The organism is Acinetobacter legionensis (genome assembly GCF_057165765.1).
The window spans coordinates 2,787,986-2,806,437 of the sequence record NZ_CM169896.1 but is presented as its reverse complement, the minus strand read 5'-3'; the positions used below and the strand labels follow the sequence as shown (position 1 = coordinate 2,806,437).

Here is an 18,452-nt window from a genome sequence, read left to right as displayed (position 1 = left end):
AGCTAGATATTAATCCAATCGCAAATAGACTAAAAATAATGGTCCCAAAGCCAGCGACAAAGAAAATCCAAAGATAGTTAAAAGAAAGTGGAATCATGCGATTGAGAGTCGTATTTTTATATTTGCTAAGATTCAGGATATTATATGCATTATCCTGAATCTTTTGAATCAATCAAAAATTTTATGAAGCGCTTGGAATGGTAACGTCACCACATCAAAAGCGACTGCAAATGGAAATAACACTAATTTATCTGCAGTTTTACTGCCTGCCTTTGAGTAATCTTTTACCTCTTGGGTGCTATAGATACTGACTTGATAGGGTTTGCTTAGTGCTTTTAGGGATGAAATATTAGAAGCAGAAGGATAAATTAGACCAGATAGGGCAATGTTAAAACAGAAGCGTTGTGCTTTTAGACGGTGATCACTTGAGGTGGTACATTCTTCTGCGCCATTTTCAATAAAGAATGCACGATCTTGTTTAGTGACATCCTCAGAAAGTTTGACATATTTGAGTGGCAGGGTTCCTGAAAAATGACCATCATTTTTTTCTGAATTGAAGGTAAGCGCTTTATCAATTTGAATAAATTTTGGATCTAGTCCTGTAATCACTTTAGCAAATCGAGTACCACCATTGGTAATGACATAACTATTTTTTTGTCCAGCAATTACAATGCTGTCTGAAGGTAGTGCAGAAATAGCCTGTGAGGGTTTGCCAAATGCTAAAACAGAATCATTGACCAATACAGTTTGAACGTTACGGGTGCGAACGCCATTGTCTTTATTTAAAAGGGTTGAAGTGGCACAGCCTGTCATGGAAAATGCTGAAATAATACAAATGGACAATGTAGATTTATAATTTAATTTATTCATATTCTGCTCATTTAACCTTAAGGTATTGTTTATACCATTAAAAAAATAAGCTGTTAAGTTTCTAGGCTACCAAAAAACTGACAAAAATTTATTCTTTCAATGAATTAATCCTATTTCCTCACAATTGATTGGCAAAATGTATCTATAGGTTTTGATTACTTTGTAAAATGCCAATGAATTTAAACCGATTGTACGATTTATTATTCTTTATTTAGAATAATCGAATAAATCAGATAATTTTGATTGTAATTTCATTCCAAGATTCTTAGAATTGCCTGCTTGTTTGCGTGATCATTGGAACTGAACCTTGAGTAATTTTCTAACCGAACACCTGATCCATCGTGATGATGATTTTATGGTGATCCATAAGCCAGCAGGCATACTCACAGTTCCAGGAAAAACAGCAGACTTACAAGATTGTGTAATCAATAGATTATTAAAAATCGAACCGAATACTTTACTCATTCATCGTTTAGATCGTGATACCTCTGGCATTTTGGTATTTGGCTTGAGTAAATGGGGACAAAAAAGTATTTCTAGACAGTTTCAAGAACGTCAAACCTCTAAAACCTACCAAGCTGTTGTTGTTGGAACTTTACAGGGTGAAGGTACAGTAGATGTGCCTGTGATTTATGATCCAGAACATCCTCCATTACATATTGCAGCTCCAGAACATAACAAGCCTGCATTAACGCATTGGAAAGCAATTCAACATTTTCAAATTCTAGGACAGGCGGTGACTCGTGTTGAGTTAACACCAGTTACTGGGCGGTCACATCAGTTACGTGTGCATATGCAATATTTAGGTCATCCAATTATTGGTGATACTTTATATGCCACTGTAGAGCAACAGCAACTTATGCCAAGACTTTGTTTACATGCACAACAATTGAGTTTTCATCATCCTAAAAAAGAGGAGCTTGTACAATTTGATTGTCCAGTTCCGTTTTAGTTTAGATTTTTAAGTTGAAATTAAGTGGCTCAAAATTTAATGAGCTTTATGTCAAAAAGTATTGCGTAATGGGTATAAACTTTGTTCAAATATTCTCCTGATTTGAGCAACCATGTTTTAGCCCTAACATGAGATAAAGGTGGAAAAATTGCAACAATTTGCTATAGGTCAACGTTGGTTATCGGACACAGAAACTGAGTTAGGTTTAGGTGTACTGATTGATGTCGATGAACGTTCAATCAGTATTCTTTTTCCAAAAAGTGACGAAACTCGTGTCTATGCACGTAATAATGCACCATTATCTCGTATTGTTTTTAATATCAATGATGAAGTTCAAGACCAAGAAGGCATCAAGTGGATTGTTGAGTCTTTAGATGATCGCAGTGGAGTAATTCGTTACAATGTTATTCGTACATTGGACAGTGGCGAACAAGAGAAAAAAGCGCTAAACGAAACGCGTATTGGCGCACAAATCCAATTATCAAAGCCTTTAGAGCGTTTATTGGCAAGTCAAATTGACTATAAAGAATGGTATGACTTACGTATTGAAGCGATGCAAATGCAAGCCAATATGCAAACGTCACCATTACGTGGTTTGGTCGGTGCGCGTGTAGGATTGATTCCACACCAGTTGTATATTGCACATGAAGTGGGTAAACGATTTGCACCTCGTGTATTACTTGCTGATGAAGTTGGCTTAGGTAAAACAATCGAAGCGGGACTCATCATCCATCAACAACTTAAAACGGGTCGTTCTGAGCGAATTCTGATTCTTGTACCAGATTCATTACAATATCAATGGATGATTGAAATGCGTCGCCGTTTCAATTTGAATTTCTCATTGTTTGATCTTACTCGTACAGCTTCAATCAAAGAGCATGATCCTGAACTCAATCCATTCCTGACTGAACAATGTATCATTGCTTCAGTAGATTTGATGATTGACCATGATGATTTGCGTGAGCAAGCCATTGAAGCTGGTTTTGATCTGCTGGTGGTCGATGAAGCGCATCATTTGATGTGGAGTGAAGAGGAAGGCGGTAATGACCGTTATGATCTGGTTGAAGAGCTTGCTGAAAAAACTGAAGGTGTGCTGCTTTTAACTGCAACACCTGAACAGCTAGGTGTAGAAAGCCATTTCGCCCGTTTACGTTTACTTGATCCACAACGTTTTAGTTCGCTTGATCGTTTCCTTGATGAAGAAGAACAATATCATCATACCGCTAAAATTGCTGAAGTGTTGATGTCAGATTTGCCACTCGAAGCGGAACATTTAGCAGCAGTTGAAAAATTATTAGGTCATCCGATTGAAGATCAGCCTGAACATCGTTTCCGTGCAATTCATGAGCTTTTAGACCGTCATGGTACAGGTCGTATCTTGTTCCGTAATACCCGTGAAGCAATTCAAGGTTTCCCTGGACGTGATTGCCAACCAGCACCATTACCAGCACCAGAAAATTGGTCTAAAGATGGAAAATTACGCGAACAAATGTGGCCAGAAGAGCTGCAACTTGATGGCGCATGGATGGAAACAGACCCACGTGTTATGTGGTTGATGGAACGATTACGTTCTGATTTAAAACATAAAAAAGTATTGCTGATTGCACGTAGTGGTCCAGTTGTTGAAGCACTTGAAAATGCTTTACGCATCCACGCGGGTATCCGCACCGCAATGTTCCATGAAGGCATGAGCTTATTGGAACGTGACCAAGCAGCGGCTTATTTTGCTGAAGATTCTTATGGTGCACAGATTTTACTGTGTTCTGAAATTGGTTCAGAAGGGCGTAATTTCCAGTTTGCTTCTGACCTTGTGTTGTTTGATTTGCCTGCAAATCCAGATGTACTTGAACAGCGTATTGGTCGTTTAGACCGTATTGGTCAGGAAAATCGTATTCAGATTCATGTGCCTTATCTTGTAGGTACAGCGCAAGAGCGTATGTTCCGTTGGTATAATGAAGCGCTAAATATTTTCAGTAATATTTCGCCTACAGCACAAACCTTACAAGAAAACTTTATTGTCGATTTAAAAGATTGCTTATTGGATGATAAAGGGCAAGTTTTTGAAGAGCTTCTTGAAGCGGTCAATGTACAGCGTCAAGCACTTGAAGTTGAATTGCAAGATGGTCGTGACCGTTTATTGGAATACAACTCATGTCGTCCGATCGTGGCACAAGAAATTGTTACAGCGCTTGAAGACTATGATGACAATACTTTGTTGCCAATGTTTATGAAGCGGTTTATGGCATCAACCAACATTGACTTTGATGAGCAAAGTAATGGTACGGTGATTATTAAACCAACCGATCAAATGCAAGTGCAAGGCTTGGATATTGACGAAGAGGGTATGACTGCAACCTTCTATCGTGATCAGGCACAGATCCGTGAAGACGCGCAATATTTAACACTTGAACATCCGTTTACTGAAAGTGTGATGGAAATTATCCGTACCCAATCTTTTGGTAGTACCAATGTTGCGATTCTAAAAACCAATGCACTTAAACAAGGCACGATTTTGTTGGAAGTTTGGTTTAAAGTGGATGTGGTTGCGCCTAAAGCATTAAATTTACCTTCTAGCTTACCAACACAATTGATTCGAGTGTTATTGACTGAAACGGGCCAAGATATTACTGCCAAGCTTAATCCAGAAATTATTAAGCCGTATTTACATCATTTAGATAGCAATAGCTGTCGTCAAGTGGTGAAAGCACGTCGTGAAGTGATTGAAGAACGCTATGCACAAGCTTTAGATATTGCTAAAGGTGTTTTACCGCAGTTAAAAGAGCAAGCTAAAGAAATTTACGGTAGCAAATGGCAATATGAAATTGATCGTTTAAGCTACTTAAAGCAATTTAATCCAAGTATTCGTGCAGATGAAATTGAACGTTTACAGAAATTCCAGAAAGAAGGTTTAAGTCTATTGGAAGGTATTTCTGTGACGCCAGAAGCGATTCAGGTATTGGTTGTGGTTAAACCTTAATTTAGTGTAATTTTATCTAGATTCTAAAAGCTCCTTTGGGAGCTTTTTTGATGTATATGTTATGCATATTTAAATAATCAATTATTGGGTTATTTTTATTTTTTGATTTTAAATGTAAAAGTTATAACCATTTATAAAAACTAATTCCTATTATTGCACCATTTATATGGTCATATCTTGTATGAAGGGCTATAGACCATGCATCAATGTCACCACGCGATAGAAACGCCATGTATCATTGGATGAGATCTACTTTACAACAATAATCAATGAAGGATTTACAGGGAGTTTGTTGTATACATCGCAACCGTTTTTATGCTATTAAAATAGTGTACTTTGATCTCGATTTGTTCCTTAGAGATAAAGTTTACTCACCCATGTAATTTGATCATTTAGTATTGTGTATCCAAATAGACAAGTTCGAAAGCAACCGTCTATAGCCAAGATAAAAACTTAAAATAATGGAAGAAATGATATGGAAAACAAGGATTTTGTTGAGTTTCATGATACCCATGTGCACTATCTACTTCATTGGGAAAAGCAATTACCGCAAAAAGATGTGTTTGTACAACCATTGGCCAATGGCAATGTGGTGCATTACACATGGTCGGAAGTTGCACAACAAGTTCGCAGTATGGCGAGTTATTTACAGTCTTTAAACTTGCCTGAAAAGAGTGCGATCGCAATTTATGGTAAAAATAGTGCGCATTGGCTTATGGCAGATTTAGCGATCTGGATGTCAGGTCATATCTCAGTCCCACTCTATCCAACACTCAATGCGGAAGGTTCAGCTTATGTACTCAACCACAGTGAAGCAAAACTCTTATTTATTGGAAAATTGGACGGTAAAGCGGATAGCTGGAATGAGGTAAAAACAATCATTCCACAAGATTTAGCTTGTGTGCGTTTGGCATTATCACCTGAATTCGACGCACCGCAATGGAATGATATTGTGCAATCTGTTGCGCCACTAGAAAACCCAGTATTACCCAATAAAAATGATTTAGCGACCATCGTTTATACGTCTGGCAGTACTGGTGTACCTAAAGGGGTTATGCAAAGTTTTGCGACGCTTTTATCTGGCGCTCGTGAACTCAGATTGACTTATCAAGTGACAACATCTGATCGGGCCTTATCTTATTTACCACTTGCACATGTTGCTGAGCGTATTTTTATTCAATCTTCACTGATGGTTTGCGGTTTTACCGTGTATTTTGCAAATTCAATTGAAACCTTTGTCGAAGATTTGAATCGTGCCAAACCCACACTATTCTTTTCGGTACCACGCTTATGGACCAAGTTCTATTTGGGCGTTAATGAAAAAATACCGCTCCATATACAAAAGATTTTATTCAAAATACCTGTGTTGGGTAAATTGGTTAAAAAGAAATTACTCACCAAGCTCGGGCTAAATCATGTCCGTTATGCATTTACTGCTGCTGCACCATTACCTACAGATATTATTTTATGGTATCGAAATTTAGGTTTAGAGTTACTTGAAGTCTATGGTATGACTGAAAATTGTGGTTATTCGCATGTGACACGTGTGGGGCAGTTTGCCAGTGGTTATGTGGGGCATGCCCAACCTAAAGTGGAGTGTAAAATTGATGAAAATGGTGAAATTCTGGTAAAAAGCCCAGGAACTATGTTGGGCTATTATAAAAATCCTGAAAAAACTGCAGAAGATATGACCGAAGATGGATTTTTACGTACTGGGGATTTGGGCGAGATCGATGCAGAAGGGCGGTTAAAAATTACTGGTCGAATTAAAGATATTTTTAAAACAAGCAAAGGCAAATACATCATGCCAGTTCCGACTGAGCAAAAAATCGGCAATCAGGCATTAATTGAATCTGTATGTATTGGTGGTTCAAGCCAACCACAACCAGTTGCCTTTATTATGTTGGCTGAAGATATTCGTAACAGTCTGAAGCAGAACCCGAAGCGAGATGAAATTGAAAACACCTTAAAAGCATTAAGAGTGAAGATCAATGAAGAACTTGAGCCCCATGCAAAAATCAGCTTCTTTGTCGTAGTCAATGAACCATGGACCATGGAAAATGATTTACTTACCCCAACGATGAAAATTAAACGTAATAAAATTGAAAGTCGTTATGAGCCATTTTTAGATGCTTGGGCACAACAGAAACGAGAAGTGGTCTGGGAATAAAAGTTTTTAACTGCATTCGTATTATTAGGAAAAAAGCCTGAATTGTAACGTTGATCAGTTCAGGCTTTTTAATTCTCTTCTTTTACAAATTAATACTGCACACCTTTAAAAGAAGGGGTTCTTGATGACACAAGTGAATTGCGCTTTAAATCATTTCGGCTTGTTTAAGTTCTAACTTGATATAGGCATAGAAAATGGGTGCAACAATTAAACCCGCTAAGCCAAAGAACGACTCAAAGACTAACATTGCCAATAAGACTTCCCATGATGCTGCATGGATTTTTGTGCCAATAATTTTGGCATTAATAAAGTATTCTAGTTTATGGATAAAAATTAGATAAAGTAATGCGATACCTGCGGTAGATACTGAAATGGTTAAACCTGCCATAACAATAATAGTATTGGAGAGTAAGTTTCCGACAATTGGAATTAATCCAAAAATAAAAGTCAGGATCACTAAGGTATTGGCAAAAGGTAAATGTATATCAAAAACAGGGAGGATCAGGTGAGAGAAAATCAAAAATAAAAATGTATTGATTAAAGAAATTTTAAACTGAGCAAACACCACATTTTTAAAAGATGACGAAAGATTTTCAATACGTGTGATCATGGCACGTTTAAATTCTGGCTGATCCGGCTGTGGGCGCAGTTGGTTTAATGAGACAAGGATCCCCACAATCATACCAATCAACATGGTGGCTAAATTATGTAAAAAGCCTGTTCCGGTACTTTTTAAGGTTGATAAATTATCTTTGATTAAGTCAAAAGTTTGATCTTTTAATTCAGTGAGTGAATAAGGAATAAATCCGGGAATATATTGTGCCACTTCAAGTTGTAGCTTTTGTAAGGTTTTATCGACTTGGTCACTGATGGCATTGATTCCCGCACCTTGCAAATCATGTTGAACAAAGCTGATTAAGCCTGTGATGCTGAGCACAATCAAAGAAATAATAAAGATGGCTAGAATAATACTGATGGTCAAGCGAGCTCTTTGACCATCAATATATCTCTCCGTAATGCTACCTAAACTATTGATAATTTCAAAAACAACAAAACCTGCAAAAAATGACGCTAAAAGATGCAAGGGAATCAGTAAAGACAAAAAGATCAGCATGAGTAAGTAACTTGCAATAATACTTTGACGATCATTTAACAGTTTCATGTGAATAGAGCTCAATTATACAATTGATGTATAGGGGAATATAAAAATACCAAGTTAGATTTATATCACTCTAACTCGCGGCGAGATAGCTATTTTTAAATACAAAGCTTAATTCAATGTGAAAATATTTGGCCTGAATACTGTGTGAAAAGTCTTTAAAAACGTTATAAAGATAAAAGATCACTATCGTGAGATTGATCAGAAAAATTTCAATGCTGCGTACATTGAGCAGTATATTGAATAGTACATAGAACGCTATTAAAGTGAGTGGTTCAAATGAATCACGTCATGCATGTTATATAAGCCAGCGGGTTGAGAAATACACCACATTGCGGCTCGAATTGCACCAGTCGCAAAGTTCATCCGATTGCTTGCAATATGTTTGATTTCGACCTGTTCCCCATGACCATAAAATATCGTGTTATGTTCACCAACAATGTCACCACCACGTATAGCTTGTAAACCGATCTGTTGGGGTACTCGCTCAGCTACCACAGCATGGCGTTGATAGACCACTAAATTACTGAGCAATTGCGCTCTGACTTGAGCAATCGCTTCTGCATACATCAATGCAGTGCCTGATGGCGCATCTACTTTTTGTCGATGGTGTGCTTCGATGATTTCAGCTTCAAATCCTGCACCTAATAATTGGGCAGCAACTCGAACCAGATCAACACTGAGATTGACGCCAATGGAATAATTGCCTGAATGAACGATAGCAATATCTTGCGCGGCTTGAGCAATGTGTTGATTTAATTGCTCAGATAAACCAGTGATACCAATAATCATCGGTTTTTTAGCGTGCTGGCAAATTTTTAAATGTTGCGATAATGCCTTTGCTGTAGTGAAATCAATCACCACATCACAATGCTGAATGATGTCTTCCAAACGACCTGAAATAAGCACATTTAATGGTGCTAGATTGAGATACTGACCTAGTTCATGACCAATCGCTGCACTTGCAACTCTTGCTGTAGCAACAGTAATGTTTAGTCCTGCATTGAGACAGGCCTGAACCAGCATTTGTCCCATGCGACCAGTCACACCAAGTATGCCTACACGAATGTTTTGTTGATTGTGATTGATCATAGGGTACTGATACTTGTATTTAATAGGCTATGAAAGAATAGGTATTATTTAATTTGCGCTTCGTCTAAATGACGTGAGCCTTCGAGTAACATACGAATCATCACCATGGTTTGTTCAGCGACTTCTTTACGTTCAGCAATCGGCAAATCAATCACCTTGGCACCCATATTAAATACCAACTGAGTAATAGCTTTGGCGACTAAATCAGGATGGGTTAATTTACTGTGATTGATGCGTTCTATTCGAATCAAATCTTCTTGGAGTTCTTGTTGGAAATAATTAAGTTGTTTGTCTACAGCAAGTTTATATTGTTTTGATCCTGTATAACCTTCACGCAGGAGTAAGCTCAAATTACCTTCATCGGCATCGAGTTGTTCAATAAATACTTCAACTGAACTACGAATAATACTGCTTTGTCTGATTGCCTTAATTCGAGCTTCATGCAAAATTTGACGGAGCACCACACCTGAACGATCAATCAGTTCAATCGCCAACTCATCAATATCTTTAAAGTGACGATAAAAACTATTTGGCGCAATCCCAGCTTCACGGGCAACTTCTCTTAAACTTAAAGAGGAAATACTTTTTTGCGGTCCAATCAGATTTAAGGCAGCTTGGAATAATTCTTCTTTAGTAATAGTCGCTTTGCGTCCAACAGTACGTACAGAAACTTTTTCAAGCTCATGAATTTGATCTTGAAGGGTAGCTGGGTTCTGAGGTAATACGGACGTTGGATTCATAAAGTATCAAATAGTTAAAATATTTTTTTCATTATAGCCTTTGTCATTACATAAATGAAATGTCTAGATACAATACACACGTATATACAAATATATATACATGTGTATAATAATTAAAAATCACTCAGATGGTGAGCCTAGTATGCACGCTATTGAAAAGCAAAAATCTCCCGTAAACACTATATTTGATATGGTGTTAGGTAATAATGCGACTAATTTTTGGCTACAGAAAATTAATCCATTATGGTCAGTTCAACAAGCTTTGGGGAAAATTGTTGAAAAAGAACAATCCGCTGCAGATACGATCAGCTTAACCATCAAAATTAACCGCTTGTTTGAAATGGGGTTAGCAGGGCAACATCATCCGATCACTGTCGAAATCAATGGTCGTCGTTATGAACGTACCTATAGTCTGACTCAATTAGATACGCAACATGTATTACTCACGGCAAAAAAAGTAGAAAAAGGCGTTGTGAGTAACTGGTTATTTGAACATGCCCAAGTGGGTGAGGTGATTGAATTTGGCCGACCTTATGGTGATATGTTATTGCCTCAAGTTGTCAGTCCATTGATTCTGGTCGCTGCGGGCAGCGGTATTACACCGATGTATAGTTTGATTCAGGCATTGGCAGCGAACCAGCAGCTTGATCGTCAACCAGTACATTTAATGTATTGGGTTAAAAAAAATGCAGACGTTGCCTTTAAACAACAGTTTGAGCAATTAGCCCAACAACATCCCGATTTTAAATTTGATGTATTTTATACCCAAGAAGTACCTGCGGATGCACGTTTAAATAATGAATATTTACATATTATTAAAAATCTTGAGCAAAGCACAGTGTATGTATGTGGCCCTTCAGGTTTTGTGGCAACAGCTGAACAATTGTTTCAACAGGCCAAAGTACTTAAAAGCGAAGCATTTAGTCTAAGTCCAGCGATTTCTGATGACACAGGCTTTATCAATGTCACTTTAACCAAATCCAATAAAGTGGTTGTAATCCCTAAAGGTCAAGCCATTTTAGTTGGCTTAGAACAACAAAATATCAAACCAGAACATGGTTGCAGAATGGGGATTTGCAATAAATGCGCGTGTAATAAAGCACAGGGTGCCACAAAAAACTTAGTCAATGGTCAAGAAAATTTTGAACCGAATAATTTACTGAGAATTTGTGTGAATACTGCCAAAACTGATTTAGTTATTGATCTTTAAGCGAGTTTTATCATGAATATGCCAGTTAAAATTCAATATTTTAAAAACACCAAAAACCGTGAACTGACCCAGACTGAGCTGGATGCTTTAGCGCGTGAGTTGGATGCAATTAAGCAAGAAGTGTTAGATGATATTGGCGAAAAAGATGCCAAATATATCAAAAAAGTATATGCCGCGATTCGTTATAGCAGTATTTTAGGCCGAGCATGCTTATTTGCGGGTTGGTTTCCACCTGCATGGTTACTTGGTACAGGCTTACTGAGCTTTGCCAAGATCATGGAAAACATGGAACTCGGTCATAATGTTATGCATGGGCAATATGATTGGATGAATGATCCACGCTTTAAAGGTACAACTTACGAATGGGACATTGTTGGAACCTCTGACAACTGGCGCCAGACCCATAATTATAAGCATCATACCTATACCAATATCAAAGGGATGGATGATGATATCGGCTATGGTTTATTGCGTTTATTCCCAGAACAACGCTGGAAACCGGGTTTTTTATTGCAGCCTTTATATGCAATTCCGTTCTGTCTATTGTTCCAATGGGGCGTTGCGATTCAAAATCTTGAAATTGGTAAATTGGTTTATAAACGCAAAACTTGGGCGCAGTTTAAAGAAGAGTGGAAGCCGACCCAGAAGAAAATTGGTAGACAATTTTTTAAAGATTATCTGTTCTTCCCTCTGATTGCTGGCCCCGCAGCTTTACCTGTATTTACAGGTAATTTAGTCGCCAACGGTATCCGTAATATTTGGACATTTAGTATCATTTTCTGTGGTCACTTTACCAAAGATGTTGAAGTATTCCCTAAAACTGTTTTACAGGATGAAAGTCGTGGACATTGGTATATGCGCCAAATTCGCGGTTCTTCGAATTTAACCGGTTCAGAAGCATTTCATATTTTGACGGGACATTTGAGTCATCAAATCGAGCATCATTTATTCCCTGAAGTACCTGCTCGTCGCTATCGTAAAATGGCGCCCAAAGTTGAAGCGGTATGTAAAAAGTATGGCTTAAACTACAACAATGCAAGTTTGTTTAAGCAGTATGGTCAAGTCCTTGGACGTATTGTGAAATATGCATTTCCATTTAAAAAGTAGTTGATTTACTAAAGCCAAAGCCACTTTTAAGTGGCTTTTTTATTGTTAATGATTGGGTTTTTCAGTAAAGTTTATTTGACTGTTACTAGGGTTAATGAGAAGAACATGATTCAAAAACAATTAGAAAATATACAAAATTGGTTAGTGCAACATGCGGCAAAGATTGCAAATCAATCACTTAATCCCGCGGCAAGTATTGCTGATATAGAACAATTTGAACAAAGGCTTTCTAAACACTTACCTGATGATTTTAAACAGTTGTACTGTTGGCATAATGGGATGAATGAAGAGGAAAATTTAGGCAGTTTATTTTATGGCATGGAATTTTTATCACTCACTAATATTGAAACTAAACGCGACGATCTTGCAGATCTCGTTGATGAGTTGTTTGTACTTCAACATGCTGACCCACAAATCAATCCAACCAATGCCCACCATCGAGATTGGGTTCAGTTTGCGCACGATGGTGGGCGAACAGGTTTGTATGTGGATTTAGTACCCACCGCCGTAGGTCAAATTGGACAAGTGATCTTTATTGATCATGAATATGATGTTGGGATTTTGGTCGCTAACTCAATTACCAATTTTCTTCAACAATTTTCAGATGATTTAGACAATGACTTATATCAGTTGAATAAAGATGCTTTAGAAGATGAAAATGAGTTTTTAGAAAGTGATGCAGCTATTGATCTGGTCAATTGGCATATGAGTGAACGCTGGGCGCGTCCTGATTTTACTTAGCTTTTTTTAGAAAAATCATTTTATAAAATTATGTTTGAAAGCTTTACTAGTAAAAAGTGTATCAATGGCGATTATTGCTACACACTCAATTTTGAACGCATTACATTTCTAATCGAATCAATTTTACAAAATCAAGTAAGCTCTAATTTTTAAACGAGCAAAATGATGGATCATAAAATAACGGTTGGTGAGGTTGTAGCACGTTCAGTAAAAATCAGAGAACGTTATCATGAGCTAGAGCGAATAAATCATCATGCTGAATGGACAGTGCAAGAGGATGCGTTGGCATTTTTATCTGATGCTGGATTGGTTGGGAGATTAGTGATGGCGCAGACGGGGAAGTGGTTACACAAAGGCGATGCTCAGCAAGAGTTGCAGCATAAGTTAGGTGAATGTGTCTGGTGGTTAGCCATTATTGCCAATGAATTAGATATGGATTTAACTGAAGCCACACAATACTTTTTAGATAAAGCTGAAAAGATTTAAATTTTTGGAAAAATGTTTATTGAACATTTTTTATGACCAAGCATTTGATCATTAATTATATAGTCAACCTGTCAAAAACTCAGACACAAGAATATAATTCTTCTTAATTAATATTTTAAATTAAATCAATTGCATGGAAAAATAAATTGTTTGATTATAAAAAGCTTGCAATGCCACACCTTACAATAAAAGTTTAAATCCCTTTGCGAAGGCGATGCCTAACTTTTCAGAGATGAAAAGATACCGTCTTAACTGTCAAGCAAATTATTTAAGGATTCATGCCTTATAATTTGCCTGATAAGGTTGTTGGTTTTTAAGAACACCATAGCAAAGATGAATTAACTTTCGCATAGCAGCAGCAATCGCTACCATTTTAGTTTTCCCTTTCGCTAAGAGCCGTTCGCTCAACTCTTTAATGTGAGGATTGTACCGAGTTGCAACAATGGCAGCCATATATAAACCCGATCGAATTTTAGGTGAACCGGCTTTAGATAAGCGACTTTTTCCAAGCACAGAACTACCAGATTGTCTATGAATGGGAACTAAACCCACAAATGCAGCAGCTTGGCTTGCTTTTTCAAAAGAATGAGCACGTAAAAAAACAAGCATTAATAAACTGGTACGCTCAGCAATTGCTGGAATGCTTTCAAGAAGCTTTTGATCACGTTTAAGCTCATGGTCTTGATCAATATGGTTTTGAATTTGTGTATCTAGATTCTGAATTTGCCGAGTTAATGATTTAATATTAGTCTTAATAGACTTTAAAATTGGTACAACTATTAGAGTGGAGTTTGCTTTTTCCAAACGATTTTGTTCACGTTTTAAGTCGTTCGCAAGACTTGACCTTCTATCTAATAAAGCATTGAGCAATCGGATATTATCAGGAGTGGGTTGCCATAAATGTAAATCTACAGTCATTGCAAATCGCGCCAATACTTCACTATCGATTTTGTCAGTTTTATTAAGCTTAGAGATACTTTGAGCAAAATATCGAGTACGGGCTGGGTTAGCCACACAAACTTGAAATTTTAAATCAAATAAAAATTGAGCTAACATTTCATGATAGACGGATGTTGCTTCCATTAAGGCTCTAGTTTCTTCAGCAACAAGACCAAAACGATTTAACCATGATAATAATTGATGAAATCCTTTATTGCTATTGGAAAAGCATTTAGTTTTTATTTTTCCACTAGAGTCATCAAGAAATAAACAACAATCGAATTTAGCTTTAGAAACATCAATGCCAAGATAAAACATAGCTTCACCTAATTATTGATTGAATTAATATTAAAAAACCACAGTCTTTTCTTGTGAATGCAGCATCAAAGTGCTTAGTTACCGTCCAGATTTATGTCAGTGGTTAGGTGTAAATTGTAGGTTTAATCTTTTCAGGAAACTCGAAGTTTTGATGACAAACCAAACTCTACAATTTACGTGTAGTGATAGCTAATCACTACAAAGAACAAGATACAAGATGACAAAAATCTTTCGTTTAACAGGGCTCTTGCGCTGCAAACAAAGCAGTGCTTTATTTTTGCTCATATACCCCCGCCCAACGGCGACATCCATGTCGCCGCACGGTAGGACAACCATCTTTTATTCAAAAGTACGAAAAACGAATTGATAACCAATAGCTTCCATAAGTTCATACAAAAACATAAGCTTTATTTATGCTCAATGAATTGATTAAAATTAATTCTATGAATAATTAGGTGGTTTAACTATAGAATTTTGGCGGGCTTCTTTCAATTTGTATATTTAGTATGAATGACTAATTGATAAATAAGTCATAGCCCATGCGACTAATTAAAAATACCAGTAGAATTAAAAAGAAAATACGAATAAAACCACTTCCATATTTAAATGCTAAAGCAGTACCCGCAAGAGAGCCTAAAACATTGCAAACTGCTAAAATGATGCCTGCCATCCATAAAATATGACCAGAAGGAATAAAGAAGAACATGGCAGAAATATTAGTGGCGACATTGACCAATTTTGCAGATGCAGAAGCATTTAAAAAATCAAAAGCAAATACTTTCACAAACAGAAAGAGCAAAAAACTGCCGGTCCCTGGGCCAAAAATTCCATCATAAAATCCAATTAAGGCGCCAAAAAATAAACCTAACGCAATTTCTTTCTTACCCGTCTGTAAAACAGTATGGATTTTACCTAAGTCTTTTTTGGCAAAGGTGTAGATTGCAATCAAGATAAGTAAAAAGAATACGATATAACGCATCAACTCTTTAGGAATCAACGAAACGGACATTGCACCTAAAAAAGAAAATATAAATGCTGCCAACATTGTCGGTAGTATAAGTTTCCAATTGATCGTAACTTTCTTAAAGTAAGCAAATGCAGAAGATACAGTACCTGCCATGGCAATGATTTTATTGGTTCCAAAAACTGTGGCGAGACTTTGATTGGGAAAGGCATGCATTAGCGCTGGGAGTAGAACTAATCCACCTCCACCCACCGCAGCATCAATTAAACCAGCACAAAAAGCGAAGAAGCCTAAACTCAGAAGTATTGTCTCGTATTCCATTACAGATTGTTCTAACTGTTATTTAAGAGAATAATCATAGAATATATTCAAATAAAAGTAATTAAAAAGCGCTAATCTCAATCTATGAGATTAGCGCTTTCGTTTTAAATGCTTTGTAAATTTACACGTTTTTCAAAAATTAGAAATCAACAGACGTTTGTAGATAGAAAGTACGCGGCTGTCCTACATATTTACCACCTGTAGAGTCAGAGGAACGAGTAAAATATTCTTGATCAAATAGGTTTTTAATCCCGCCTGCCACTTTTAAACCGTAAAAATCTTGACCAAAATCATAAGCTGTATGTACCGCAAAAGTTGAATAACCAGGGATATCACCATTACGGCCATCTGCTGTTTCAACAGTTTGGTAAACATTGCCTGAACCCGGCGCATGTTGTTTAGATTGAGCAAACATATCAGCATTGACAGACCATTTGTCAAAGCTATAACCAAGGCCTAAATTTCCAACATGTCTTGAATAATAAGGTAAGTCCTTACCATCAAATTTACCTGCCTCAGACACTGCTTTGGTAAATGTATAGTTACTGTAGACTTTTAAGCCTTGCAGCGAGTCGTAGAGATTACCAAAGTCATAACTGAGACCAAGCTCTACTCCTTTATGACTGGTTGCACCTAGATTGGTCCATATGCCCGTACCAATATTATCAGGGCGTTCAAGTAATAATTCTTTATCAAAGTCTAAATAGAACACTGTAAATTCTGCATTTAAACCATTGCCTAGGTATTTGGTACCGATTTCATAGTTGTTGGATTTTTCAGGATGGAGACCATCTAAAGTGGTTATAGCTTTGTTGCTTTCGACTTTAGCCAACTGGTTATATTGCTGAGGACCAAAAGAAACCGCTGCATTAGCAAAGACATTCCATTGTTCATTGAAATTGTATTGCACTGCAAGGCTTGGTAAAAACTCATCAGAATTAATTTTTGGATGCACCGTATTTATGAATTTACCATTTTGGTACGCGGTATAATCATTATGGGTTTTAATTGACTCAAAACGAACACCTGGAGTAAGGGTCAATGCACCGAGACCAAAACGGTTATCAATATACACAGCATGGGCTTTAGTTCCACCTTCACTGCTCGTGTTGGCAAGGCGTTCACCCGGTGTGCCTGTAACAGTGTTATATTGTGCTGTACGACCAGAAAACTCTGAACTGTCTTCTTGCAAGTAGCGATAACCTACCGTGACTTCATTATTCATATTGCCCAAAGTGTAGGCACGTGAATAACGCGGTTCAATGCCAAAATATTTATAATCACGTGGAGAGTTACTAATTCGACTATTTGCAGTACCTTCTACAGCAGACTCCAGATCACTGGTACGAAATGAATCGACATAATAACCAAGGATTTCAAAGTTATTTAATTCATCTTTATGGCTATATTTAACAGAAACATCTGAACGACGACCTGCAAAATAGTTACGGTATTGGTTCGACTGGTATGGGTTTTTGGCATAATCTGCAGTTGTTAAGCCTTCGGGCATTTCGCCACGGCCTTCATAGTGATGCAGACTAAGTGCAATCGAATCCGCATCTGTAAATTGATATGACGACTTTAACATCACGTCATCGATATCTATGTCGTTATTGGCTTCGCGATAGCCATTTCCTTTGGTTCCTGAATAAAGTAGCGCAAGGCCTAAACCATTATCCATAGTACCGCCGATAAAGAGGTTTGGACTGTACTTGAGTTGATCGGTACCTGTGGCGAATTCTGTAGTTAAACCAACAGAGCCTGATAGTTTTTCAGGGATTGCACGGGTATTAAAGTTGATAATCCCACCCACGTTTTGAGGCCCAAAGCGGACTGAACCTGCGCCACGAACAACGTCTACAGATTCAATATTGCCCATTGAAACAGGTGCCATAGACAATTGTGGTTGACCATAAGGTGCGAAGGATAGAGGGACACCGTCCATCAATACTGTAGAACGAGGTGATAGGCGAGAGGTTAAGCCACGGACACCTAGATTGAGAGAAACATCACTACCCCCTGTGCCATTGCTGTCTTGAACCTGAACACCTGGCACTTGTTTTAACGCATCACGGATAGAGGTTACCGCAGATTCGTCCATTTTTTTGCGATCGATAATGGTACGTGCACCTGCATGCTTGTGAACTTTTTCAGCATTGGCAGCTTCAAGCCAGTTTCCTTCAGCTTGTACTGTGATTGTTTTAAGTGTTTGTGTTGACGTTTCTTGATTGTCTTCGGCAAAGGCAGCATTGGATATAAAGCTAAGTGAAACAGCAATTGCAAGGCTGAGATGTGAGGGTTTAAACAGAGTGAAGTCAGGTGTTCTTTGGCTTGAAATTTTCATAAAAAAATAGGCATTTGGAATTGTGCGTATCTTAATCTCTTCAAACATATTTTTAAATCAGG

The 18,452-nt window shown here is 37.4% G+C and carries 14 protein-coding genes; 7 read left to right on the top strand and 7 right to left on the bottom strand.

The features are described 5' to 3' along the window. Positions 1 to 168: 168 nt before the first annotated feature. Positions 169 to 870: a YidX family protein gene (locus tag AC2G3J_RS12855; RefSeq protein WP_419328949.1), complete on the bottom strand. Its 702-nt coding sequence runs from the start codon at positions 868 to 870 to the stop codon at positions 169 to 171. 307 nt (positions 871 to 1,177) lie between these two features. On the opposite strand from AC2G3J_RS12855, the gene AC2G3J_RS12850 reads away from it, so the two are divergent. The 3 genes from AC2G3J_RS12850 to AC2G3J_RS12840 all read left to right on the top strand — a co-directional run bounded on the left by AC2G3J_RS12850 (position 1,178) and on the right by AC2G3J_RS12840 (position 6,969). Then, a complete protein-coding gene (locus AC2G3J_RS12850; protein WP_483770086.1) occupies positions 1,178 to 1,822 on the top strand; it encodes an RluA family pseudouridine synthase in 645 nt (214 codons plus the stop codon). A 139-nt stretch (positions 1,823 to 1,961) separates the two neighbouring features. Then, complete coding sequence (rapA, locus tag AC2G3J_RS12845) at positions 1,962 to 4,799, top strand: RNA polymerase-associated protein RapA (protein ID WP_336954695.1); 2,838 nt, start codon at positions 1,962 to 1,964, stop codon at positions 4,797 to 4,799. Between the two features lie 475 nt (positions 4,800 to 5,274). Then, positions 5,275 to 6,969: an AMP-binding protein gene (locus tag AC2G3J_RS12840; protein WP_336954694.1), complete on the top strand. Its 1,695-nt coding sequence runs from the start codon at positions 5,275 to 5,277 to the stop codon at positions 6,967 to 6,969. A 145-nt stretch (positions 6,970 to 7,114) separates the two neighbouring features. Here AC2G3J_RS12840 and AC2G3J_RS12835 read toward each other — a convergent pair whose 3' ends face one another. The 3 genes from AC2G3J_RS12835 to fabR all read right to left on the bottom strand — a co-directional run bounded on the left by AC2G3J_RS12835 (position 7,115) and on the right by fabR (position 9,960). Beyond that, a complete protein-coding gene (locus AC2G3J_RS12835; RefSeq protein ID WP_096733677.1) occupies positions 7,115 to 8,131 on the bottom strand; it encodes an AI-2E family transporter in 1,017 nt (338 codons plus the stop codon). A gap of 258 nt (positions 8,132 to 8,389) precedes the next feature. Then, positions 8,390 to 9,220 carry a 4-hydroxy-tetrahydrodipicolinate reductase gene (gene dapB, locus AC2G3J_RS12830; RefSeq protein ID WP_483770085.1) on the bottom strand — a complete coding sequence of 277 codons (831 nt, stop codon included), beginning with the start codon at positions 9,218 to 9,220 and terminating at the stop codon, positions 8,390 to 8,392. Positions 9,221 to 9,264: 44 nt separating this feature from the next. Beyond that, positions 9,265 to 9,960 (bottom strand): HTH-type transcriptional repressor FabR, encoded by a 696-nt coding sequence (gene fabR / locus AC2G3J_RS12825; protein WP_004721706.1) that lies wholly within the window; start codon positions 9,958 to 9,960, stop codon positions 9,265 to 9,267. 142 nt (positions 9,961 to 10,102) lie between these two features. Here fabR and AC2G3J_RS12820 point away from each other — a divergent pair, with 142 nt between their 5' ends. The 4 genes from AC2G3J_RS12820 (at position 10,103) to AC2G3J_RS12805 (ending at position 13,504) form a co-directional block, all read left to right on the top strand. Continuing rightward, positions 10,103 to 11,170: a ferredoxin reductase gene (locus tag AC2G3J_RS12820; protein WP_419360289.1), complete on the top strand. Its 1,068-nt coding sequence runs from the start codon at positions 10,103 to 10,105 to the stop codon at positions 11,168 to 11,170. 12 nt (positions 11,171 to 11,182) lie between these two features. Further along, the gene (locus AC2G3J_RS12815; RefSeq protein ID WP_336954690.1) at positions 11,183 to 12,277 is read left to right on the top strand and encodes a fatty acid desaturase family protein; all 1,095 of its coding nucleotides are present in this window, start codon (positions 11,183 to 11,185) and stop codon (positions 12,275 to 12,277) included. Between the two features lie 105 nt (positions 12,278 to 12,382). Further along, complete coding sequence (locus tag AC2G3J_RS12810; protein WP_336954689.1) at positions 12,383 to 13,018, top strand: SMI1/KNR4 family protein; 636 nt, start codon at positions 12,383 to 12,385, stop codon at positions 13,016 to 13,018. A gap of 165 nt (positions 13,019 to 13,183) precedes the next feature. Next, positions 13,184 to 13,504: a nucleoside triphosphate pyrophosphohydrolase family protein gene (locus AC2G3J_RS12805; RefSeq protein ID WP_419360286.1), complete on the top strand. Its 321-nt coding sequence runs from the start codon at positions 13,184 to 13,186 to the stop codon at positions 13,502 to 13,504. A gap of 276 nt (positions 13,505 to 13,780) precedes the next feature. Here AC2G3J_RS12805 and AC2G3J_RS12800 read toward each other — a convergent pair whose 3' ends face one another. From AC2G3J_RS12800 to AC2G3J_RS12790, 3 genes are all read right to left on the bottom strand, one after another. After that, entirely contained in the window at positions 13,781 to 14,761 is a 981-nt protein-coding gene (locus tag AC2G3J_RS12800; protein WP_483770084.1) for an IS110 family RNA-guided transposase, read from the bottom strand. A 514-nt stretch (positions 14,762 to 15,275) separates the two neighbouring features. Beyond that, entirely contained in the window at positions 15,276 to 16,046 is a 771-nt protein-coding gene (locus AC2G3J_RS12795; RefSeq protein WP_336954166.1) for a sulfite exporter TauE/SafE family protein, read from the bottom strand. A 139-nt stretch (positions 16,047 to 16,185) separates the two neighbouring features. Next, positions 16,186 to 18,390: a TonB-dependent receptor family protein gene (locus AC2G3J_RS12790; RefSeq protein ID WP_483770083.1), complete on the bottom strand. Its 2,205-nt coding sequence runs from the start codon at positions 18,388 to 18,390 to the stop codon at positions 16,186 to 16,188. Between the last annotated feature and the right edge of the window lie 62 nt (positions 18,391 to 18,452).